18 protein-coding genes are annotated in these 21,150 nt (G+C 70.1%); 12 read left to right on the plus strand and 6 right to left on the minus strand.

Features of this window, described 5'->3' with window-relative positions; translation table 11 throughout:
• Window positions 1-173: 173 nt before the first annotated feature.
• The 3 genes from ABZ801_RS39125 to ABZ801_RS39135 form a co-directional block, all read right to left on the minus strand.
• The gene (locus ABZ801_RS39125) at window positions 174-542 is read right to left on the minus strand and encodes a nuclear transport factor 2 family protein (protein ID WP_360708371.1); all 369 of its coding nucleotides are present in this window, start codon (window positions 540-542) and stop codon (window positions 174-176) included.
• A 194-nt stretch (window positions 543-736) separates the two neighbouring features.
• Window positions 737-1,150, minus strand: coding sequence for an SRPBCC family protein (locus ABZ801_RS39130; protein WP_360708374.1), 414 nt, complete (start codon window positions 1,148-1,150; stop codon window positions 737-739).
• Between the two features lie 29 nt (window positions 1,151-1,179).
• Complete coding sequence (locus ABZ801_RS39135) at window positions 1,180-2,190, minus strand: aldo/keto reductase (RefSeq protein ID WP_360708377.1); 1,011 nt, start codon at window positions 2,188-2,190, stop codon at window positions 1,180-1,182.
• 151 nt (window positions 2,191-2,341) lie between these two features.
• Here ABZ801_RS39135 and ABZ801_RS39140 point away from each other — a divergent pair, with 151 nt between their 5' ends.
• The 10 genes from ABZ801_RS39140 to thpD all read left to right on the plus strand — a co-directional run bounded on the left by ABZ801_RS39140 (window position 2,342) and on the right by thpD (window position 13,364).
• Window positions 2,342-3,241 (plus strand): LysR substrate-binding domain-containing protein, encoded by a 900-nt coding sequence (locus ABZ801_RS39140; RefSeq protein ID WP_360708380.1) that lies wholly within the window; start codon window positions 2,342-2,344, stop codon window positions 3,239-3,241.
• Window positions 3,242-3,649: 408 nt separating this feature from the next.
• The gene (locus tag ABZ801_RS39145) at window positions 3,650-4,483 is read left to right on the plus strand and encodes a type II CAAX endopeptidase family protein (RefSeq protein WP_360708383.1); all 834 of its coding nucleotides are present in this window, start codon (window positions 3,650-3,652) and stop codon (window positions 4,481-4,483) included.
• Window positions 4,484-4,924: 441 nt separating this feature from the next.
• Window positions 4,925-5,659: an NUDIX domain-containing protein gene (locus ABZ801_RS39150; protein WP_360708385.1), complete on the plus strand. Its 735-nt coding sequence runs from the start codon at window positions 4,925-4,927 to the stop codon at window positions 5,657-5,659.
• Window positions 5,656-6,816: a 5'-methylthioadenosine/S-adenosylhomocysteine nucleosidase gene (locus ABZ801_RS39155; protein ID WP_360708388.1), complete on the plus strand. Its 1,161-nt coding sequence runs from the start codon at window positions 5,656-5,658 to the stop codon at window positions 6,814-6,816. The genes ABZ801_RS39150 and ABZ801_RS39155 overlap by 4 nt, the downstream gene beginning before the upstream one ends.
• Window positions 6,813-8,786: a hypothetical protein gene (locus tag ABZ801_RS39160; protein ID WP_360708391.1), complete on the plus strand. Its 1,974-nt coding sequence runs from the start codon at window positions 6,813-6,815 to the stop codon at window positions 8,784-8,786. The genes ABZ801_RS39155 and ABZ801_RS39160 overlap by 4 nt, the downstream gene beginning before the upstream one ends.
• Before the next feature lie 273 nt (window positions 8,787-9,059).
• Window positions 9,060-9,479, plus strand: coding sequence for a hypothetical protein (locus ABZ801_RS39165; protein WP_360708394.1), 420 nt, complete (start codon window positions 9,060-9,062; stop codon window positions 9,477-9,479).
• Window positions 9,480-10,279: 800 nt separating this feature from the next.
• Window positions 10,280-10,756: a diaminobutyrate acetyltransferase gene (ectA, locus tag ABZ801_RS39170; protein ID WP_360708592.1), complete on the plus strand. Its 477-nt coding sequence runs from the start codon at window positions 10,280-10,282 to the stop codon at window positions 10,754-10,756.
• Window positions 10,757-10,808: 52 nt separating this feature from the next.
• Window positions 10,809-12,059, plus strand: a complete 1,251-nt coding sequence (ectB, locus tag ABZ801_RS39175) for a diaminobutyrate--2-oxoglutarate transaminase (protein ID WP_360708397.1) — start codon at window positions 10,809-10,811, stop codon at window positions 12,057-12,059.
• Window positions 12,056-12,454 (plus strand): ectoine synthase, encoded by a 399-nt coding sequence (locus tag ABZ801_RS39180; protein ID WP_344948979.1) that lies wholly within the window; start codon window positions 12,056-12,058, stop codon window positions 12,452-12,454. Before ectB ends, ABZ801_RS39180 begins: the two co-directional genes overlap by 4 nt.
• 10 nt (window positions 12,455-12,464) lie before the next feature.
• Window positions 12,465-13,364 carry an ectoine hydroxylase gene (gene thpD / locus ABZ801_RS39185; protein ID WP_360708400.1) on the plus strand — a complete coding sequence of 300 codons (900 nt, stop codon included), beginning with the start codon at window positions 12,465-12,467 and terminating at the stop codon, window positions 13,362-13,364.
• A 31-nt stretch (window positions 13,365-13,395) separates the two neighbouring features.
• Here the strand turns inward: thpD and ABZ801_RS39190 are convergent, their stop codons facing one another.
• Complete coding sequence (locus ABZ801_RS39190; RefSeq protein WP_360708402.1) at window positions 13,396-14,385, minus strand: helix-turn-helix domain-containing protein; 990 nt, start codon at window positions 14,383-14,385, stop codon at window positions 13,396-13,398.
• A gap of 129 nt (window positions 14,386-14,514) precedes the next feature.
• Between ABZ801_RS39190 and ABZ801_RS39195 the strand changes: the two genes are divergently transcribed.
• Window positions 14,515-15,420, plus strand: a complete 906-nt coding sequence (locus tag ABZ801_RS39195; RefSeq protein WP_360708405.1) for an NAD(P)-binding domain-containing protein — start codon at window positions 14,515-14,517, stop codon at window positions 15,418-15,420.
• Here ABZ801_RS39195 and ABZ801_RS39200 read toward each other — a convergent pair.
• Both ABZ801_RS39200 and ABZ801_RS39205 read right to left on the minus strand, forming a co-directional pair.
• Complete coding sequence (locus tag ABZ801_RS39200; protein ID WP_360708408.1) at window positions 15,405-17,390, minus strand: beta-galactosidase; 1,986 nt, start codon at window positions 17,388-17,390, stop codon at window positions 15,405-15,407. The genes ABZ801_RS39195 and ABZ801_RS39200 overlap by 16 nt on opposite strands.
• The gene (locus tag ABZ801_RS39205) at window positions 17,387-19,261 is read right to left on the minus strand and encodes a sialidase family protein (RefSeq protein WP_360708411.1); all 1,875 of its coding nucleotides are present in this window, start codon (window positions 19,259-19,261) and stop codon (window positions 17,387-17,389) included. The genes ABZ801_RS39200 and ABZ801_RS39205 overlap by 4 nt, the downstream gene beginning before the upstream one ends.
• A gap of 225 nt (window positions 19,262-19,486) precedes the next feature.
• Here ABZ801_RS39205 and ABZ801_RS39210 point away from each other — a divergent pair, with 225 nt between their 5' ends.
• A complete protein-coding gene (locus tag ABZ801_RS39210) occupies window positions 19,487-21,106 on the plus strand; it encodes an ABC transporter substrate-binding protein (protein WP_360708414.1) in 1,620 nt (539 codons plus the stop codon).
• Window positions 21,107-21,150 lie beyond the last annotated feature (44 nt).

The following is a 21,150-nucleotide window of genomic DNA, read 5'->3' on the forward strand; positions in this document are numbered from 1 at the left end:
GCCCGCGAGGTCTACCGCACCCTGACCAGCACATCCACCACACCAGCCAACCAAAACGATCTTGCTCCTGCAGCTTGACATCTATAGGAGCATCCGCAGGTGCCTCAGCGGGGCACCCGGCACTTGGTACGGAGTACCGGCGTTGGTGCCGGGTGACCACGACCCCGGATTGGTCAGCCGCCGGTGACCAGGGTGTACCGGACGGTCTGCGCCTGGATGAGGCCGTCCCGGAACACGAAGGTGTCGACGCCGTCCTCCACGCGCGCCGCTGTGCTGGTGGCCGACCACTCCAGGAAGAGCACCTCACCGGCGAACTGTGGCTTCAGCTCCCACTCGGCGTCGGGCAGATCGGCCAGGAGCGCCCCGATGCCTTCCTTGACGCCTTCCCTCCCCCGCAGGATGCCCCGGGGGGTGATGAAGACCGCGTCCGGCGCGTAGTTGGCACTGATGCTGTCCAGGTCTCCCGTGCCGAGTCGGCGCCCGTGATCGGCGAAGACCTCTTCGGGGGTACGGGGGCCGGCCGGGATCGAGGACATGGTCATATCGGTCTCTTTCGTTGTATCGCTGGTGTTCCGGAAGTCGTAGGCGTCACACGGGTCCGTCGCGGGCGTCCCGTGCTCGCCACATGACGGACGGCGGGGGCGGAGCCGGGCAGGGCCCCGCCCCCGCCGGTCAGTTGAGCCGGTCGGGCGCCATGCGAAGCCGATCGGCGCAACCGGGCATCACGTGTCCGCGTTCACGCGCCGAGTGTCCTCCGCAGTGCGGCCAGGCCCTCGGTGTAGATGCCGTGGAACAGGCTGATCGCCTCTTCTTCGCTCGTCCCCGCCGGCGTGAAGGTCCCGGACCACTCCACACGGCTCTGTCCCCCCGCCACCTCGTGCACGGTGAGGGTGGAGCGGTAGCCGGTGACAGGGAACGGGGACTGGAGAATGGAGTAGCTGTACGTGCGCGCCTGGTTGTCGAACGCTTCGAGGCGTTCGACGATGACGCCGCCCTCCTCGTTCGTGAGGCTGCGGACGCGGCCGCCCTCACTGAGCGTGCTCTCGGGGATGTAGGGCAGCCAGTCGGGCAGGGAGCCGAAGCCGCCGATGAGCTGCCAGACACGCTCGGCGGGCACGGGGAGGTCGATGGTCGCGGTCGTGGTCGCCATGGTCGTCTCCTGAACAGGTGAGGTAGGGGTCAGGCGCCGGGTACGGGAGCGTCCTGAGCGATCAACCCCTCAGTGCGCAGAGCCGTCCAGAAGGCCGCCGGGACCGTCTCACCGAGTGCGGCGACGTCCTCTGCGACGCGGCTCGGCCGGGAGGCACCGGGGATGGCCGCGGCGACCGCGGGATGAGCGAGGGAGAACTGCAGCGCCGCCGCCTTGATGCCGACGCCGTGCTGCCGTGCGAGTGCCTTGATGCGGTCCACCTTGGTGATGACCGGGGCGGGGGCCTTCTGGTACTCGAAGTGCTGTCCGCCGGCCAGGACGCCGGAGTTGTACGGTCCGCCGACGACGATGTCGACGTCCTGGGCCTCCGCGGCCGGCATGAGCCGCTGCAGCGCACGGTCGTGGTCGAGCAGCGTGTAGCGGCCGGCGAGGAGGAACGCATCCGGCTTCGGCTCCTCCAGGTCCAGTGTCAACTCCAGGGGCTCGACCCGGTTGACACCAAGGCCCCATGCTCTGATGACGCCTTCGTCGCGCAGCCTCTGCAGCACCCGGAAAGCGCCGGTGCGGGCTGTTTCGTAGGCGGCGAGCCACTCGTCGCCGTAGAAGTCCTGCGCGACGTCGTGCACCCACACGATGTCGAAGTGGTCCGTCTTCAGTCGCTTGAGGCTGTCATCGATGGAGCGCAGCGTGGCGTCGGCCGAGTAGTCGTTGACGATCTTGTTGGTGCGTCCGTGTTCGAACAGTCCGCCCTTCTCCCCCAGGTTGCGGGCGGAGGGGTCCTCGATCTCGTCGAGGATGACCCGCCCGACCTTCGTGCTCAGGACGAACTCGTCGCGGGGGCGGCCGGCCAGCGCTTCACCGAGCCGGATCTCGGACAGGCCCGCGCCGTAGAAGGGGGCGGTGTCGAAGTAGCGGATGCCGTTGTCCCAGGCAGCCGCCACGGTGGCGGCGGCCTCCTCATCGGGTATGGCCCGGAACATGTTGCCCAGCGGTGCGGTGCCGAAGCCCAGGCGGCCAGGCAGGAAGGACTTGATGGACATCGTGTGAATCCTTGTTCGGCGTACGAGCTGCGACGGACGTGCTCCCTGCGCGGTGTGCGCGGTCCGCCGGTCTGACGATTTCGAGGCTAGGATCCAGACTTGAGACTGTCCAAGACTTGCTTGGCAACACTTGAGTCCCCTGAGGTCTTAAATGATCGACTTGCGGCAACTCCGCTACTTCGTCGCCGTGGCCGAGACGGAACACGTCGGCCAGGCCGCCGAGCGGCTGCACATCTCCCAGTCGCCGCTCAGCCGGCAGATCGCGCAGCTCGAGCAGAAGCTCGGTCTCACCCTGTTCGAACGCGGCCAGCAGAGGATCCGGCTCACCCGCGACGGCCAGGTCTTCCTGGCCGAGGCCCGCGCGCTGCTGCGGCATGCGGATCGTCTGGAGAGTTTGGGCCGTCGGCTGGGCCGTGGGGAAGAGGGCGGCCTGTGCATCGGCTACGTTGCCGACGCCATGCACACCGGCGTCCTGCCCCGCGCACTACGCGCTCTGCACAGCAAGAGCCCCGGCGTCCACATCGCTCTGTACAACCTTCCGCCCACCGAGCAGTTCGAAGGCCTGCGGCAACGCAACCTCGACATCGCGTTCGTCCATGAACCTCCGACCGCGGATGACCCCGACCTGCTGGCCGCACCCCTGCTCCAGGACCCGCTGCTACTCGCCCTGCCCGCAGGGCATCCACTCGCCGACAGGGAAGAAGTGAGTCCCAAGGACCTCGATGGTCAACCGTGGATCGCGGTCGAGAACCCCCAGGACCCCGCCTGGCGGGACACGTTCATCGCCGCCTGCACGACGGCCGGCTTCACGCCCGACATCCGCCTCGACGCCGCCGAGCCGCTGACCGCGCTGGGTCTGGTCGCCTCCGGGCTCGGACTCGCACTCGTGCAGAAGAGCATGGCCCGCGCCACCACTGAGGATGTCGCGGTGCGCGAGCTTCCCTGGCACGACACATGCGTCCAACTGTGGGCCGCATGGCACCGAGTCGACCTGCGGCCCCTGGTGGCAGGGTTCCGCGCCACCGTCCTGGGCACCAGCGGCACCGCCTGACAGGGGCGACCAGACCATCGGCGACCGGCGCACGCCCCCGCCGAACGAACGCACATCGTGTACGGCGGTGCCGACACCTCCCTGTTCTTCCCCGACCCGCGGCTGGAACGCGTCGGTGTGCTCTTCGTCGGGCGGCTCACCCCGCACAAGGGCCTGGACCGCCTCATCCGCGCCCTTCCCGAGGAGGCGCCGCTGACGGTGGTGGGCACCCCCGGAAATGATCCGCGTCCTCCCGAGTCCGGTTATCCAGGCAGGGTGGCGACCGCCGCCGGGCGGGCCTGTGGCATCTGTCCCCCGTACGAGCTACACGCAAGTGTCCACCGAGTGGTGACGATTCGAGTGCCCTCGACTCCATAGCGTTCCGTGGAGCCGCGGCGCTCCGGCCGCGGACCTGGAGAAGGGGATTTCATGAGATTGGTCTGGCAGCTCCTGGCCGTCGTGGCGGTCGCGATGATCGGCAGCCAGGGCGTCGCCGCCGTGGACGGCAATCCTTGGCTGGAGCTCGCCCTCGGCCTCCTGACAGCCGTGCTCGGGGTGTTGGTCTACGGATGGGTGGTGCGGCGGACCGAGCGCCGCCCGTCCACGGAGGTGGCCCGGAAAGGTGCCGGGGCCGCGCTGAGCCTCGGTCTGTTGATCGGCGTCGCGCTGTTCGGGGCCGTCATCGCGAACATCGCCTTCCTCGGTCACTACAAGGTCGACGGCCTGGGATCGCCCACGGCCGCGGTCGGGCTGGTCGGCTTCATGGCCGCCGCCGCCACGACCGAGGAGCTGATCTTCCGCGGCGTCCTGTTCCGGATCATCGAGCAACGCACCGGCACGTGGATCGCGCTGACGCTGACCGGCGTACTGTTCGGCCTGTCTCACCTGCTCAACCCGCACGCCAGCCTGTGGGGCGCGATCGCGATCGCGATCGAGGCAGGCGGCATGCTGGCCGCCGCGTACGCCGCCACCCGCAACCTGTGGGTGCCGATCGGCCTGCACTTCGGCTGGAACTTCGCCGCGGCCGGCATCTTCAGCACCGAGGTCTCGGGCAACGGCACCCCGCAGGGACTGCTGGACGCCACGACGTCCGGCCCGAATCTGATCAGCGGTGGAGACTTCGGCCCGGAGGGAAGCGTCTACTCGGTTCTGTTCGGCCTGCTGCTGACGATCGTGTTCCTGTGGCTGGCCCGCCGACGCGGCAACCTGGTGCCCCTCCGCCGACGCACCGCCCACACCCCCGCCACCGCACTTCCCCGGTGATGCTTCTTCGGCGACTCCCGGACCTGTGGCGTCGGTGGGACGCCACAGGTCCGGGATCTCCCGTTCGGCTTGCCAGTCCCAGCCGTACTTGCGCGGGTGCTGCGTGGTCGGGCAAAGCCGCGTTCGGCCAGGCACGCGCGCCGTTGGCAACGCCTTGCGGCTAAGGGTGTCAGCGCGGAGTAACTGGTCATCGGCGGGCTTGATGCCCTGGGTAACACCCGGATCCCGTCGTCGCGGACCACGGCCCCCAGCGCGTCAAGCTGGGGCTTGTTGCCGATAGAGGACCGCTCCGGAGCCGGAAGCGTCACGATAGAGGCCACGTCGGATCGTCACGCTCAACACAGCCCTCTCCAGAAGCTAGCTGGCCGGTGACAAGGCGGTGGCCGGAGCGGCAGCCGGAAGGCACTTTCTGTCAGGCTGACAATAAGCTAGCCTCGCCGCATGACCGAGGACCGCTGGACGCCGCCCGCCGTGATGCTCGCGGTGGACCTGGTGATCTTGACGCTGCGCGAGTCGCACCTGCACGTGCTGCTCGTCGAGCGGGGCGTCGAGCCGTACGAGGGGGCTCTGGCGCTTCCGGGCGGTTTCCTGCGGCACGCCGAAGAGGACCTCACCGCCGCGGCCCACCGGGAGCTGGCGGAAGAGGCCGCCATGGATGTTGAGAAGCTGCACCTGGAGCATCTGGGCGTCTACGGCACCCCTGGCCGCGATCCGCGCGGCCGGGTGGTGTCCGTCGCCTATCTGGCGATCGCCCCGGGGCTGCCGGAGCCGATCGCCGGCACGGATGCGGCCGGTGCGCGATGGCAGCGGGCCGACCAGGTCCTCTCCGGAGACTTGGAACTCGCCTTCGACCACCGCCGGATCGTCGAGGACGGCGTCGAAAGGGCCCGCGCCAAGCTCGAGCACTCCGCGCTGGCGACGGCGTTCTGCGGGCCGACCTTCACGATCACCGACCTGCAGCGGGTCTACGAGGCGGTCTGGGGCATCTCGCTCGATCCCCGCAACTTCTACCGCAAGGTCCAGAAGACCAGCGGATTCATCGTTCCGGCGGGCCCGGAGCGCAAGGTCACGACCGGACGGCCGGCCCGGCTGTTCAAAGCCGGGCCTCGCAAGATCCTCTATCCGCCGATGGTCCGGCCGGTCGAGCCGTCGAACGCCAAGGAGCCGAAAGAATGAGCGACAGTCAGATCGTCGTTCTGACAGCACTGGACGTGGAGTACGAGGCCGTCCGTCAAAAGCTGGACGCCCCCCGATTGCATCGGCACCCGCAAGGCACCCGCTTCGAAGTCGGCCGGCTTGCGGGCGGCCGGTGCCGGATCGCTCTGGGCCTCGTCGGCAAGGGCAACCAGTCCGCGGCGGTACTGGCCGAACGTGCCATCGCCGAGTTCTCCCCGGTGGCGCTGATCTTTGTGGGAGTGGCAGGGGCCCTGCACTCTCATGTCGCCCTCGGGGACGTGGTGGTGGCCACCCATATCTACGCGTTCCATGGGGGCACGAGTGAGGACGACGGGTTCAAGAGCCGTCCGCGTGTCTGGGAGGTCTCGCACGGCGCCGACCAGATCGCCCGGCATGTGGCGCGCGACCGATCCTGGGCAGGTGATCTTCGTGCTCATCGCCGGGCGCCCGGAGTGCATTTCGGGCCGATCGCGGCCGGCGAGGTGGTTCTGAATTCCACGGTGTCGGCGCACGCCCGCTGGATCCGGCGGAACTACAACGACGCGCTCGCGATCGAGATGGAAGGAGCAGGCGTGGCTCAGGCCGCGCATCTGAACAGGTCGCTTCCGGTGGTCGTCGTCCGGGGCATCAGCGACCGAGCCGACGGCACCAAGGAGACCACCGACCGCAAGCGATGGCAGGCGCGGGCGGTGGCCAACGCGGCGGCGTTCACCGTCTCACTGGCCGAAAACCTGGTCGCTGAGGAACGGAACCGCGATCGGTTCGACGAAACCGGAAGGATGGGGAACTCGCAGATGGATGGGTTGGTCCGCAACGTCGCGAAGGACAACGCACGGGTGGTCGTGCAGGCCGGCCACGTGCACGGCGGGATCCGGGTGTCCGGCGAGCAGGACCCGCCGGCCGATCCCACCCAGGCGATCGCCGGCCTGGCCGCCCGGCTTCAGCAGGCACGAGCGGCAGGGCACCTGGACGAGGACACCTACCAGGCGGCACAAGCCGAACTCGCCAACGCTCGCGAGACGCTGCACACGACCACGCCGCCGGACACCGGCGCGGTGACGCTGGCGCTCAAGAAGGTCCGCGGACTCGTCGGGGACGTGGCCACCCTGGCCGCCGAGGTGGCGAGCGTGATCGCACTGGTCCAGGGCCTGTCATGACCGAGCCGGGTGCCACCACGACGAACTACGCCGGGGATTCCGCCCATGTCGGAGTGCAGGCGGCAACCGTGCACGGCGGAGTCCACATCTACTCGCTTCCCGCAGACGCTTCGCCTGCAGAAAAGTTCGAGACCGGTGTCAGCCTGCTCGACGGCGGCATTCCGGGCAAGGCACGGCACCTCATCCACGAAGCCGTCATGGGAAATCACATCGGCAACAAGGTCTGCTTCCACTGGCAACTGGCCCTGGTCAGCGGCAGAACGCCGCACGAGATGCCGGAGGAGGACATCGCGCTGCTGCGGCAGGCACCTTTCATGTGCCGTGTCACCGGCGGCGACGCATGGGCGGACGGTGTGAACACCGTGCGCCGCCTGCTGGATTCCGCGCGACAGCCCGACGCCGACCTGCGTCCCCTGCTCAAGGATTTCGACGGGCTCGGCGACCCCCAACGCGCCATGATCCTGCGGCACCTGGAGTTGTTCCTCGACGGACCACTGAAAGATCAGATGTGGCACCGCGCCCTGCAGAGCGCCAGGGAGCACCAGATGGCCGATGACCGAGCCGATCGAGTCTGGAAGTTCTTCGAGCCGAAGCCCGCCCCGCCCCGAACACGTGCGCCCCGCCCGCCCGAGATCCCGGTCGGCACCTGGATCAAGGCGGTGACGGCGACGCTCGTCTTCACCGTGGCGGTGCTCCATATCGGCTACCTGCTGGCTCGGGAACTCCAGGCTTTCGCGCTGCTCGCGTACCTGCTGAGCATCGCCGGCGGCTACTACGCCGCGCGCGGCGGCCTGGAATGGCGCTATCGCGCCGAGCGGCGCAGGGCGAAGGACGAGGAGTACGGGCTGCCTCGGGCGCGTACGACCAGCGCACCGTCCGGCGGCTTCGCGAACAGGGTCGATCAACGTTTCGACTACTACTTCGCCAAGTACGTTCCGCGCGACACGAGCCGCTCCGCCTGGTTGGCGGAGACGGCAGGGATCCGCAAGAGCCTGCGCGACGAGATCGTCGACGTCTACCGGGAGCAGCGGATCGGCGTTGAGAAGATCAACTGGCTGATCCGGTATCGGGTGAGCGATGTCAGGAGGCGGTGGGAGAACGGCACGCTGTGGAACTACCGGCAGGAACTCGCGACCCCCTTGGCCACCAAGGTGCTGACGATTCTCGGTCTCGCCGTTCTGGCCATGGGGGCCACTCGGGCGGTGGGGAACGCAATGGGGGTCGCGCCCGTAAGCGCGGGCCGTTCGGCGACGGTTGCACTGATGGCCGGGGTAATAGGAGCGCTCGCCTGGCTGCGCATCGTCCTGGAACACAGGCGGCATGCAGCCGACGAAGCCGAGAGCACGCAAACGCTGGACGACTGCACGGCGGCCTATGAGCGCTGGCGGGAGAAGCTGGCCGACACACCCTCGGATCCGGAGATGGCCGCCTGGCTGGACCGCGACCGCAAGGTGCTATTGGACGAGGCGCTGCGCCACTACGGGCTGGCCATGAGCGACATGATCGCCTACGCGTTCATCGAAGCGCGCGGCTCCCGCGCCAGGCGCGCCCGCGTCCGGAACGGCCCCTGGCGCTACACGCGGTACCAGTTGCTCCTCTTCCTGCTCACCATGGACGGGGTACGCCAGCTCAGCGTCGAACTCGACTTCGAGCGAGGCACCTTCCACGGCTGGAACCGTACCAACTACCGCTACGAAGCGGTCGCAGCCGTGCGAGTACACCAGGCAGACGACGACGAGCGCAGATTCGAACTCGCCCTCGTCAACGGGGAGCAGATCCAAGTCGAGGTGATGACCTCGGGGATGGAAGAACTCGAGATGGACGAAGCCCCCGGCGTGGTGTCCGAGATGACACTGGACGCCTCCGGGATCCACCACACCCTGCATGTCATGGAGGGCATCGCCGCGGAGGGCAAGCAGTGGATCGCACAGGAACGCCGAAGAAAAGGCGAACGGCAGTTCGCCATGTGACATCAGAAGCACCTCGGCAGCCACCGCCAGCGGCGCCGCACCATGCCGCAGATCGTGCAGCCGGTCTGCGGCGCCCCATGCTCGGCGATCAGTTTGTGGTGGCACTAGTGGTGGCGATCGCCTCGCGGTAGCAGGGGCTTTGCCACGTCCCGGCGGGAGGGGCGCGGTACGCGCACGATGTTTCAACGCCCAAGAGGGGGCAAAACACCCAGCGGCCCCTTCCCAGTGCGGCGAGGGCCCCTCCCATCTGACGAGTCGCTCCTGGAGACGCGGATGAACGAACGGTCCCGAGCCATGCCTGAAAACGACATCATCAGCCTGCGGCTGCGGCAGCACGCCGAGATCGGTCGCCTCTTCGCAGAGCTGGAGGCGTCCACAGGCAGGCAGCGGACCGCCGTCTTCCACCGACTGCGGCGGCTGTTGACGGCGCTTGAAACCGTCGAGGAAGACCTCCTCCACCCGGTCGCCGGCCATGACGGCGAGCAGGTTGAAGCGTCGCTTCCAGTAGGTATTCAAGCCACGCCGATCCTGCCGGGAGTCAGTGGACTGGAGTTTGACGACAGTCGTCACGGTCAGCGGCCCGTCCAGCTGGGCGCCGGGATCTTTGATCTCTCGGCGCGGAAGAAGGAGGGCAAGTGCAGTGAGGTCGCCCCTGCTGCCAGCAACTCGCCCGGCGAACTGATGCACCAGTGAGGGGCGCTCGCCGCAAGGGTCACCGACCTGCGCAGCGACGGTGACGCCAACGCCTGCATGCTGCTCTACGACAGGCTGAGCGGCCGCCCGCCGAACGCGGTCGCACACGTGTGGCCCCAGGGCCACTCGACGCTCTGCCTACCGGCTCCGGCCGACCCGGCAGCCAGGACTCACCGATCCGTTGTCCCCTGGCTCCAGCGGGTGTCCGACGTCGCGTCACTCTCTTCCGACGGCGGGGAACCCGAGCGGTATTGACCTTTCAGCGCCTACGGCGACCGGGGCCCGGGGCGAGGTCGGTGCGGTACGCCGCAGCGGGGTGGGGTGCCTGTTGTAGTCGGCTGGTGGCGCTCGCCAGGGGGTATTCGGGTACACGTCGAGCAGGGTGGGCTGACATCGAGTGCGGTCGGCGGTCGCGTTCGGGTCGGCGGGTGTTGTGGCCCATTGCGTGGCATGGTGCCGGGCGTGGGGCGGTGAGTGGGTCGTTTTGATGGTCGCCTTGGGTCGCGGGGGGTGCGGCGCGTTCCGGGGGCGCGGGACGGTTCGGGAGGAGGCTGCGTGGGTGTCTGACCTGGTCGGTGCAGGTGTGCGCGGGGACTGAGCGGGTAATTCGGGACAAAGCCGCTCAGGGAGCTCGGCCCGGGTGTTGCGAGGGGGCGTCGCTCGGACCGGGGCACGGGGGCAAGCCGGCACCGTCCGCCACGACACGGTGCCGCGAAGGGGGGAACGACGTGGAGCGGCTGGGGGACGGTACGCGCGGCCGATCCGCGGATGCGCGGGGAGTGCGCATCGGGGCGCCGGCCGTGTCGGACGGTGCCGGGATGTGGCGCGTGGCGCGGGACTGTGCCGAGTTGGACCTGAACTCCTCGTACTCGTACGCGCTGTGGTGCCGTGACTTCGCGGACACATCGGCCGTCGCCAGAATGGGGGAGACGGTGGTCGGCTTCGTCATCGGTTACGTGCGGCCGCGTGCGGCCGGCACCCTGATGATCTGGCAGATCGCCGTGGACGCGGCGCACCGCGGCCTGGGCGTCGCGAGCGCGCTGCTGGACGACGTCGTCCGCCGTGCCGCGGACGCCGGGGTGACGCACCTGGAGACCACCATCGCCGCGGACAACCAGGCCTCGATCGCGCTGTTCACCGCGCTCGCGGCCCGCCGGAACGCGTCCGTGGACCGGTCGCCGCTGTTCCGTCCCGAACACTTCGCCGACGCCCACGACGACGAGGACCTGTTCCGCATCGGCCCGCTGACGCCGGCCGGAGCCGCGGTTCCGGACTGAGCCCGCGGGCGGAGCGCCGTGCCGCGCTCCCATCACCCCGGACGAGGACATCGTGGATATCTTCGAGACACTCGAATCGAACGTGCGCAGCTACTGCAGGGGCTGGCCGGCGACCTTCGACCGGGCCTCCGGAAGCCGCCTCTACGACGAGGACGGCCGCGCGTACCTGGACTTCTTCGCCGGCGCCGGCGCCCTCAACTACGGGCACAACAATCCGGTGCTCAAGCGCGCCCTCATCGCCTACCTCGAACGCGACGGAGTCACCCAGGGCCTGGACATGAAGACCGCGGCGAAGCGGGACTTCCTGTGGACGCTGCGCGACCTGGTGCTGGAGCCCCGAGGGCTGCGCTACAAGGTCATGTTCCCTGGTCCGGGCGGCGCCAACGCCGTCGAGGCGGCGTTGAAGCTGGCCCGTACGGTCACCGGCCGCTCCCTGGTCGTCGGTTTCACCAACGCGTTCCACGGCATGACGCTCGGCGCGCTGTCGGTGACGGGCAACGCCGCCAAGCGCGACGCCGCGGGGGTTCCGCTCCAGCACACGACGCTGATCCCCTACGACGGCTACGTCGACGGGCGGATTCCGGACTTCGCCCTCCTCGAACGGCTGCTCACCGACAGCGGCAGCGGGCTCGACCTGCCCGCCGCCGTCATCGTCGAGACGGTGCAGGGTGAGGGCGGCCTCACGCCCGCGCGGATCGAGTGGCTGCGCGGGCTCGCCCGGCTCTGCGAGCGCCACGCGATCCTGCTGATCGTCGATGACGTGCAGATGGGCTGCGGCCGCACCGGCCCGTTCTTCAGTTTCGAACCGGCCGCCGTCCAGCCGGACATCGTCTGCCTGTCCAAGTCCATCGGCGGTTACGGCCTGCCCCTGGCGCTCACGCTGGTGAAGCCGGAGCTGGACGTCTGGGAGCCGGGCCGGCACAACGGGACCTTCCGCGGGGTCAACCCGGCGTTCGTCGCGTCGGCCGAGGCGCTGCGCACCTACTGGCGGGACGACGAGCTGGAGAAGAGCACGCTGGCCAAGGGCGAGCACGTCGCCAGAGTGCTCACCGAGGTCGCACAGGCGCACCCCGAGATCCCCATGAAGGTCAAGGGCAGGGGCCTGGCGCGCGGCCTGGCACTGCCGAGCGGACAGTTGGCGAGGCGGGTGTGCCGGGGCGCGTTCGAGCGCGGACTGCTCGTGGAGACGTCCGGCCCGGACGGCGAGGTCGTCAAGCTCATGCCGCCGTTGACCGTGACCCGCGACGAGCTGGACCAGGGACTGGCCCTGCTCACCGAATCCGTGGAGGGAGCACTGGGATGATCGTCCGATCGGTGCACGACGTCACCGGCACGGACCGGGACGTACGAACCCGGAACTGGCGCAGCAGGAGAGTCGTGCTCGCCCAGGAGAACGTCGGGTTCTCCCTGCACGAGACCACGCTGGAGGCGGGCACGGTCAACGACTTCTGGTACGCCAACCACGTCGAGGCGGTCTTCGTCGTGGAGGGCGACGGCGAGTTGCTGGACAAGGAGACCGGTGAGGTGCACCACCTGTCCCCGGGCTCCCTGTACCTGCTGGACGGCCACGAGCGGCACCGGTTGCTGCCGCGCACGCGGATGCGCGCGATCTGCGTGTTCACTCCCCCGCTCACGGGTTCGGAGGTCCATGACGAGGACGGCGTGTATCCGCTCCTGACGCGGGCGGCCGATCGGTGAGGAGGCGACCATGACGGCGAACGACACCAGGACCGAGGACCGCTATCCGACCCGGCTCGCCCGGGCCGCCGAGCCGATCGTGCGCGGCGAGCCGGCGGTCTGGCCGAGCGCCGGCGGCGGACCGCCGGACGCCGCACTGGCCGCGCACGAGGCCCGCGGGTACTCGGTCGTCGAGGACCTGCTCGACCCGTCCGAGGTGGAGGAGTTCCTGCGGGAGGTGCGGCGGCTCACCGAGGACCGGGCGCTGAGGGCCGACGAGCGGGTCGTCGTGGAGAAGGAGTCCGCGGAGGTCAGGTCCATCTTCGCGGTGCACGAGCTCAGCCCCGCGATCGGCGACCTGATCCGCGATCCCCGGGTCGCCGGCCGCGCGCGGCGGCTGCTGGGCTCGGAGGTCTACGTCCACCAGAGCCGGGTCAACTACATGCCCGGTTTCACCGGCACGGGCTTCTACTGGCATTCGGACTTCGAGACCTGGCACGCCGAGGACGGCATGCCGCTCCCCCGCGCGGTGAGCATGTCGCTGGCCCTCACGGACAACCTGCCCTACAACGGCGGGCTGCTGCTGATGCCGGGCTCGCACCGTACGTTCGTGCCGTGCCTCGGCGCGACGCCCGCCGACCACTACAGGGAGTCGCTGCGGGACCAGCGGGTCGGTGTGCCGAGCAGGAAGGACATCACGCGGCTGGCCGAGGCCCACGGCATCGAGCAGTTCACCGGCACGGCCGGTTCGGCGCTGTGGTTCGACGCCAACACCATGCACGGATCGGGCAACAACATCACGCCGTTCCCGAGGTCGAACATCTTCGTGGTGTTCAACAGTGTGGAGAACACCCTGGTCGAGCCGTTCGCCGCGCCCGGTCCGCGGCCCTCCTTCATCGCGTCGCGCGACTTCACCCCGGTCCCGCACTGACCGCTCCCGAGGCGGCCCCCGTGGGGCGACCTCAGGCCACTCTTCGGGGGAACGCCTTGCGGTAGGCGCTCGGTGACACGCCGACGTGGCGAAGGAAGTGGTGGCGGAGGTTGTTGGCCGTGCCGAGGCCGGTCAGTTCCCCGATCTTCTCGATGGGGAGGTCTGTGGCTTCCAGCAGGTTCTGTGCTCGGGCGAGGCGCTGGTTGAGGAGCCACTGAAGGGGTGTCGTGCCGGTGGCGGCCTGGAGGCGCCGGTAGAACGTCCGGGGGCTCATCGCGGCGCGTTCGGCCAGGTCTTCGACCGTGAGAGGGCGGTCCAGGTTGGCTCGGGCCCAGTCCAGTACGGGGCCCAGCCCTTCGTCGTCGGTGCCGGGGACGGACAGGTCGATGAACTGCGCCTGGCCGCCGGCGCGGTGGGCGGGCACCACCATCCGGCGGGCCAGCTGGTTGGCGACGTGCGCGCCGTGGTCGCGGCGCACCAGGTGCAGGCACAGGTCGAGGCCGGCGGTCAGGCCGGCGCTGGTGAGCACGTCACCGTCGTCCACGTACAGCACCGAGTCGTCGACGTGGACCCTCGGGTAGCGCTCGGCGAGCTGGGCGGTGTGCATCCAGTGGGCCGTGGCGCGGCGCCCGTCCAGGATTCCGGCCTCGGCGAGCGCGAACGCGCCCGTGCACAGCGAGACCATGCGGGCGCCCGCGTCGTAGGCGCTGCGCAGCGCGCTGATCAGGTCCGGCGGCAGCGGCCTGTCCTCCTCGACACAGGGGTCGGGGACCGAGGGGACGATGACGGTGTCCGCGTCGGCGAGGTCGTCGAGCCCGTAGGGAGTGCGCACCGCGAGGCCGGTGGCCGCGGTGTTCCGCGCCGCCGCTCCGTCACCGCACAGCCGCAGGTCGTACCAGGGGTCGGCGAGGTCGGCCTGCGCCTTGCCGAAGACGGTGCAGGGGATGCTCAGCTCGTAGAGGCCCCAGGACGGGACCTCGATCTCCTCGGTCACGACCACGGCGACGGATCTCGCGCTCATATCGGGGGAGTATGGCAGGAATTTGGTGGTGACCGTCACCAGTGTCACTGTTGCCGTCCGCCGCGCGCTGCGAGCGTTGCCCCTGTACGCGAATCGACCGCCATCGCGCGGACGTACAGGAGGAGTGCCATGACTTCCGATTCCCCGGCCGTGACCGTGCTCGGGCTCGGCTCGATGGGCTCGGCGCTGGCCGCCGCGCTGCTGGACCGGGGCCACCCGACCACCGTGTGGAACCGCTCGGCGGCCAAGGCCGAACCGCTGGTCGCCAAGGGCGCGCGCCTGGCCGCGACGGTCGAGGAGGCGATCGCGGCCAGCCCGCTCACCATCGCCTGCGTCCTGGACTACGCGGCGCTGCGCGGCGTCCTGGAACCGGCCGCCGGCGCCCTCGCGGGACGGACCCTGGTCAACCTCACCTCGGGCGCGCCGGAGCAGGCGCACGAGGCCGTCGCGTGGTTCCGCGCCCAGGACGCCGGCTACCTCGACGGCGCGATCATGACCACCCCGCCCGGCGTCGGCAGCCCCGAGGTGATGATCCTCTACAGCGGCGCGCCGGCCGTCTTCGAGACCTGCCGTCCGACCTTGGCGGCGCTGGGCGACCCCCTGTACCTGGGCGAGGACCCCGGCCTGGCGTCCCTCTACGACGCCGCGCTGCTCGGCCTGATGTGGTCCACCATGACCGGCTGGCTGCACGGCACCGCGCTGGTCGGCGCGGAGAGGACCGCGGCCACCGCGTTCACCCCGATCGCGATCCGCTGGCTGGGCACCGTGAACCGGTTCCTGACCACGTACGCGCCGCAGGTGGACGCCGGCCGCTACCCGGGCGACGACGCCACCGTCGACGTGCAGATCGCGGCCATCGACCACCTCATCCACGCCGCGGCGGCCCGCGGCGTCGACAACGCGCTGCCCGAACTGCTGAAGGACTTCATGGAACGAGCCAAGGCCGCGGGACACGGCTCCGACAGCTACGCCAGCGTCATCGAGGTCCTGAAGAGCTGGCAGTGGGACGGAACCGTCGATCAGTCTCGGGGGTGACGCAGGACCGCTACTGCGCGCGGGGCCAAATCGACGGTGTGGACGGGGCGGGAGGGGTCTCCTAGGAGGTCGGTGGCGGGTTCCGGGAGAGGGACGGAGGCGCGCTCGGTGCCGTGGTTGAGGAGGAAGAGGTAACGGTGCTCCGGGCCGCGACGTACGACGGCTTGGACGCCCGAGGGCAGGCCGGGAAGGACGGGGTCGACCTCGGCGTCCGCACGGGCGCGGTCCAGGAGCCGGCGCATGGCCGTCGGGCCGGGGCGGGTGGCCAGGTACCAGGCGATGCCGTCGCCGTATGCGTGGCGGGTGACGGCCGGGCGGCCGCCGAGCGGGCCCTCGGTGAAGGTGGCGATGGGCTGGGCGCCCTCCAGGTCGATCCATTCGGACCAGATGGCGGCTTCGTGGCGTTCGCCGCCCAGGTCGATGTGCGTCGGCTCGTCGAGGGGCCAGAACTCTTCGACGCGCAGGCCGAGCACGTCGCGCAGGGGTGCCGGATAGGCGCCCGGGTGGACGCGTTCGGACTCGTCGACGATGCCGGAGAAGAACGACACGAGCAGGTGCCCGCCGTCCTCGACGTAGCGGGTGAGGCGGGCGCCGACGTCGCCGGGCATCAGGTACAGGTTCGGGACGACCACCAGCCGGTACGCCGACAGGTCGGCGGTCGGCGGGACGACGTCGCAGGTCACGTGGGAGTCGAAGAGGGGCGCGTAGTGGGCGCGGTGGGCGTCCAGGAGGTCGATGGGGGCGGGGTGGGCGTCTCCCTCGACGGCGCGCCAGCTGTCCCAGTCGTGCAGGATCGCCACGTCGGCGCGCACGCGGGTGCCCGCGAGCTCGGGGACGGCCGCCAGTTCGGCGCCCAGGGCGCGGATCTCCCGGTGCGTCCGGGTGTCGGGGCCGCCGTGCGGGACCATCGCGGAGTGGAACTTCTCCGCGCCCCCGGCGGCCTGACGCCACTGGAAGAACATCACGGCGTCGGCGCCCTGCGCGACGGCCTGCCAGCACCACAGGCGCATGGTGCCGGGTGGTTTCGGCGCGTTGCGCGGACGCCAGTTGACCGCGCTCGGCGCGTTCTCCATCAGCATCCACGGCCGGCCCGAGCGTGCGGAGCGGATCAGGTCGTAGGCGAACGCGGCGTCGACGTGCGCGCGGGGGTCGTAGGGGTCGGGGTAGCTGTCGAGGCTGGCCACGTCCTGTTCGGCGGCCCATCGGAAGGAGTCGATCGGCTTGTGCACCAGGCCGGTGAAGTTGGTGGTGACCGGCACCTCCGGCGAGTGCCGCCGGACGGCGTCGCGTTCGAGCAGGTAGCAGGCCAGGATCGCGTCGTCGCTGAACCGCTCGAAGTCCAGCCGGTGCGCCGGGTTGACGAACGTGGGCGTGGTGCGGGGCGGGTTGATCTCCTCCCAGTCGTCGTAGCGCTGCGACCAGAACGCCGTGGACCAGGCCCGGTTGAGCGCGTCGATGTCGCCGTAGCGCTCCCGCAGCCAGCGCCGGAAGTCGGCCGCCGACACCTCGCAGTAGCACTGGCGGACGTGGCAGCCGTACTCGTTGCCGATGTGCCAGAGCCGCAGCGCGGGATGGGCGGCGTAACGGCCCGCCACCTGCTCGGCGAGGCGGCGGGCGTGCTCGCGGTAGACGGGGCTGGACGGGCAGTAGTGCTGGCGCGCACCCGGCCACAGCTTGGTGCCGTCGGCGCGGACGGGCAGCATCTCGGGATGCAGCCGCGAGAGCCAGGGCGGCGGGGACGCGGTCATCGTGGCCAGGCAGGCGCCGATGCCGTGGTCGGCCAGGTTGTCCATGACCTGGTCGAACCAGCCGAAGTCGTACTCGCCGGGCCGCGGCTCGACGCTCGCCCAGGAGAAGATGCCCACCGAGACGAGCGAGACCCCGGCCTCGACCATCAGCTTCATGTCCTCGGCCCAGACGGAGGGCGGCCACTGCTCCGGGTTGTAGTCGCCGCCGAACATGATCGTCATGCGATGTCCTCCATGGAGAGCCAGAGGCCGAGCCGGGACGCGGACGGCCGGTCGCCCGACCGGACCCGGTCGAGTTCCGCCGGGGACAGCGCGCGCCGGTAGACGCGCACGTCGTCGAGGGTGCCACGGAACCGGTCGACGCCGTCGAGACGCTGGCCGACGTGGATGCCGTCCACGCCGAACTCCTTGCCCTCGGTGACCGAGCCCGGCGGGACCGCGGCCGAGGCGACCTCGGCGCCGTCGATCCACAGGCCGAGCCGTCCGCCGGCCCGGCGCAGGGCCGCGTGGTGCCACTGGCCGTCGTTGTAGGCGCTCGCCGACTGGACGGTGATGTTGAACCGGTCGACCATGACCAGCGCGCGGATGCGGCCGGCGCCGGGTTCGGCGCGCAGCCACAGTTGCGGGGTGGTGCCGCTGCCCGTCCGGTAGGCCCACAGGAGGGCGTGCGACCCGGTGGTGTCGGTGTAGCGGAACCAGGTCGTCATGGTGAAGTCGCCGCCGCCGACGTCGATCGACCGGTCGAACGGCACCTCCACGCGGTCGTCCACGCCGTCCAGGGCCAGGCCCTTGCCGAAGCGGCCGGGTGCCGTGGCCGCTCCGCCCCTGACGTAGGCGTCGTTGCGGTGGGGCGAGGAGTCCGGGGTCTTCGGTCCCGGCGCGGGCGGCCCGGGGATACCGGGCGGGGTGCCGTTGGGGGTGGCCAGGTAGGCCTCGTTGAAGCGGGCCCAGCGGATGGTCTCGTAGGGCGTGGACGTGCCCGCCTCGTAGTAGAGGCCGACCTCGTCCTCGCCGAGTTTCACCATGTCGGAGTAGGCCGACGGGCCCCACCAGAAGACCTTGCCCTTGGTCCAGGGTTGCCAGGTGCGGCCCTCGTCGTAGGAGGAACGCACCGCCATGGCCTCCCGCGCCACGGGGTGCGCGGGGGACGACACCAGGATGCGGTTTGTCGCGTCCCCCTCGTCGCGCGCGTGCAGGCGCAGCGTGGACGCCTGCACGTCCGGCATGGGCAGGTCCAGGGTCCGGAAGGGGCGGTCGAACGTCTCGCCGCCGTCGCTGCTCACCGCGTAGGCGCGGTGCCCGGGGTCGGTGCCGCGTTCGCGGGCGAGCGCGTAGACCTTCCCGTCGGTCCGTTCGACGACGGTGACCTCCTGGGCGATGATCGTGCCGTCGTCGAAGGCGCTCTGGGCGCCGATGTGCCAGGTCAGGCCGCCGTCGTCGCTGTAGAGCAGGTGGGTGCCGTAGACGTGCGGCCCGCCGGCGCGGTCGTAACTCTCGTGGTTGGCGCCGACGACGAGCCGTCCGGCGTGCGGGCCGCGGGTGAGCTGGATGCCGTGCATCGGACCCGTCGCGTACCAGAAGTTCCACTCGGGCCGCTTGCCCTCGGTCATCTCGCGGGGCGCCGACCAGGTGGCGCCGTTGTCGTCGCTGACCTGCACGTACGGGTCGCGGTCGCAGCCGTTGGGGCAGGGCTCGGGGCCGTTGCGGGTGCTCACCAGGACGACGCGTCCGGCGCGCCGCCGGTCGACGATCGGCACCGGGTTGCCGTGGGTGGAGCCGTTGCCCTCGGAGATCACCTGGAGCGGGCCCCAGGTGCGTCCGCCGTCGGACGAGCGGCGCAGCACCAGGTCGATGTCCTCGTCGTCACCGCAGTCCTTGACCCGTCCCTCGGCGAAGGCGAGGACGGTGCCGTCCGCGGCGCGGACGACCGCCGGGATGCGGAAGCAGGCGTAACCGAAGTCCCCCTGCCTGAAGAGGACCTGCTCGTCGATGAACGGGCGGGCCGCCGAGGCGGCGGCGGGCGGCGCCGGGGCGGCGGCGAGCGAGCCCAGGAGCGACAAGGCGAGCATCGCCCTCGTGGTCGCGGACGTCATGTGGTGCCCTCCGGGGGTGGTCGAGGAGCGGCCGGGACATCCAATGTTGGACGTCCTACGTCCCGTCGACAAGAGCCAGATCGTGATCGGATCAGGCCGCCGGGCCCTTGACCGGGGAGAGAACCCGACTCTAGCCTCACAGTCCCAAGACGTAGGACGTCCGATGTCCCTTGTCCCAAAGGTGAGACTCCGCATCCGCCTGCCCACCCCCCACCAGGAGGCATCGTGAGCTCGTCGGTTCCCCGGCCCGCCATCGGCCGCCGGGACTTTCTGCGCTACACCGGAACGCTCGGCGCCGCCGCGGCCGTCACCGCCACGCTGTCGGCGTGCAGCGGCCCGGCCTCGACCGGGTCGAGCGGCGCCGGCAAGGACAAGGACCTGATCACCGCCGTGATCGGCTACGGCAACGACCAGACCTGGGACCCGACCATGACGGCGTCGGCGTTCGCGATGGCGGGCAACAACCACATCTACGAGGGCCTGGTCGACACCGACCCGATCACCCGCGCGCCCTACCCGGCGCTGGCCACCGCGCTGCCCGCCGACCCCTCCGCGACCACCTGGCGGTTCGAGCTGCGGCCCGGCGCCAAGTGGCACGACGGCAGGCCCGTCACCGTCGACGACGTGCTGTTCACCTTCGAGGCCATCCTGGACGAGAAGGCCAAGCGGCTGACGTACTCCTTCTTCGCCACCTGGCTCAAGGAGGTGCGCAGGGCGGGCGCCAACGCCGTCGAGCTGGTGCTGAAGTTCCCGTTCCCGGACGCGCTGCCCCGGCTGACCATCGCCAAGATCATGCCGAAGCACGTGTTCGGCGTGCCGGGCGGCTGGGACGCGGCGGCCAAGGGCAAGGCGGTCGGTTCGGGCCCGTACCGGATGACCGCGCACAACCCCAAGTCCAACACCTCCTTCGAGGCGTTCGCCGACTACAACGGGCCGCGCAAGCCGCTGGTCAAGCGGATGAACTGGCTGTCGATCGTGGAGGCGTCGGCCCGGGTCGCCAAGGTCTCCGGCGGCGCCGCCGAGGCGCAGATCGCCGACAACGTGCCGTTCGCCAACATCGAGCAGCTGCGCGGGGCCGGGCTGACGGTCGAGGGCGGCAAGGGCATGAACCACATGTTCCTGATGTTCAACACCCGGCAGAAGCCGTTCGACGACGTCCGGGTCCGCCAGGCGCTGCTGTACGCCATCGACACCAAGACGATGATCAACGTGGGGTTGAAGGGCCACGGCACGCCGGCGACCAGCTTCCTCAACGAGCAGAACCCGTCGTACGCCAGGGCCAGGACCGTCTACTCGCACGACCCGGCCAAGGCCAGGGCGCTGCTCGCCGAGGCCGGGGTGACGAACCTGACCATCAACCTGATGGCGGTCAACCTGAGCTGGATCGTCGAGTGCCTGCCCACGATCACCAACTCCTGGTCGGCGATCGGCGTCAAGACCACGCTGGAGCCGCAGGACACCAGCGCGCTGTTCACCAAGATGGACCAGTCGCAGTCCTACCAGGTGGTGGCCGCCGCCTCGAACCCCAACCAGTTCGGCCTCGACGCCGACCTGATCCTGCGCTACAACTACACCTCCGGCGGCACCTGGATGAAGTACACCAAGTGGGACGGCACCGCCGAGGCCAAGGACCTGTTCGCCAAGATGGACGAGGCCACCCGCGAGCCCGACCCGGCCAGGAAGCGCGAACTCGTCCGCGCCTACATCGACATCATCGCCGAGCAGGCCGTCCTCTACCCGGTGGTGCACACCGAGCTGATGACCGCGTGGGACCCCAAGAAGCTCACCGGGGTGCGGGCCCAGGCGTACCCGGGCGTCAACCTCCTCCAGGCGCGCCGCCTCTGACGGCCCCGTCCACGATCCCTGCTGTCTCCGAGGTCCAAGGGGGT

It is taken from the genome of Actinomadura sp. NPDC047616, from assembly GCF_040642915.1.
Lineage (GTDB): Bacteria > Actinomycetota > Actinomycetes > Streptosporangiales > Streptosporangiaceae > Spirillospora > Spirillospora miaoliensis.

Coding starts and splice junctions, on each gene's coding strand:
- ABZ801_RS39145 (WP_360708383.1), top strand. CDS start 3,650: ATGAGATTGGTCTGGCAGCTCCTGGCCGTCGTGGCGGTCGCGATGATC.
- ABZ801_RS39130 (WP_360708374.1), bottom strand. CDS start 1,150: ATGGCGACCACGACCGCGACCATCGACCTCCCCGTGCCCGCCGAGCGT.
- ABZ801_RS39200 (WP_360708408.1), bottom strand. CDS start 17,390: ATGACGATCATGTTCGGCGGCGACTACAACCCGGAGCAGTGGCCGCCC.
- ABZ801_RS39155 (WP_360708388.1), top strand. CDS start 5,656: ATGAGCGACAGTCAGATCGTCGTTCTGACAGCACTGGACGTGGAGTAC.
- ABZ801_RS39195 (WP_360708405.1), top strand. CDS start 14,515: ATGACTTCCGATTCCCCGGCCGTGACCGTGCTCGGGCTCGGCTCGATG.
- ABZ801_RS39160 (WP_360708391.1), top strand. CDS start 6,813: ATGACCGAGCCGGGTGCCACCACGACGAACTACGCCGGGGATTCCGCC.
- ABZ801_RS39205 (WP_360708411.1), bottom strand. CDS start 19,261: ATGACGTCCGCGACCACGAGGGCGATGCTCGCCTTGTCGCTCCTGGGC.
- ABZ801_RS39180 (WP_344948979.1), top strand. CDS start 12,056: ATGATCGTCCGATCGGTGCACGACGTCACCGGCACGGACCGGGACGTA.
- ABZ801_RS39165 (WP_360708394.1), top strand. CDS start 9,060: ATGAACGAACGGTCCCGAGCCATGCCTGAAAACGACATCATCAGCCTG.
- ABZ801_RS39125 (WP_360708371.1), bottom strand. CDS start 542: ATGACCATGTCCTCGATCCCGGCCGGCCCCCGTACCCCCGAAGAGGTC.
- ABZ801_RS39150 (WP_360708385.1), top strand. CDS start 4,925: ATGACCGAGGACCGCTGGACGCCGCCCGCCGTGATGCTCGCGGTGGAC.
- ABZ801_RS39135 (WP_360708377.1), bottom strand. CDS start 2,190: ATGTCCATCAAGTCCTTCCTGCCTGGCCGCCTGGGCTTCGGCACCGCA.
- ABZ801_RS39190 (WP_360708402.1), bottom strand. CDS start 14,385: ATGAGCGCGAGATCCGTCGCCGTGGTCGTGACCGAGGAGATCGAGGTC.
- thpD (WP_360708400.1), top strand. CDS start 12,465: ATGACGGCGAACGACACCAGGACCGAGGACCGCTATCCGACCCGGCTC.
- ABZ801_RS39140 (WP_360708380.1), top strand. CDS start 2,342: ATGATCGACTTGCGGCAACTCCGCTACTTCGTCGCCGTGGCCGAGACG.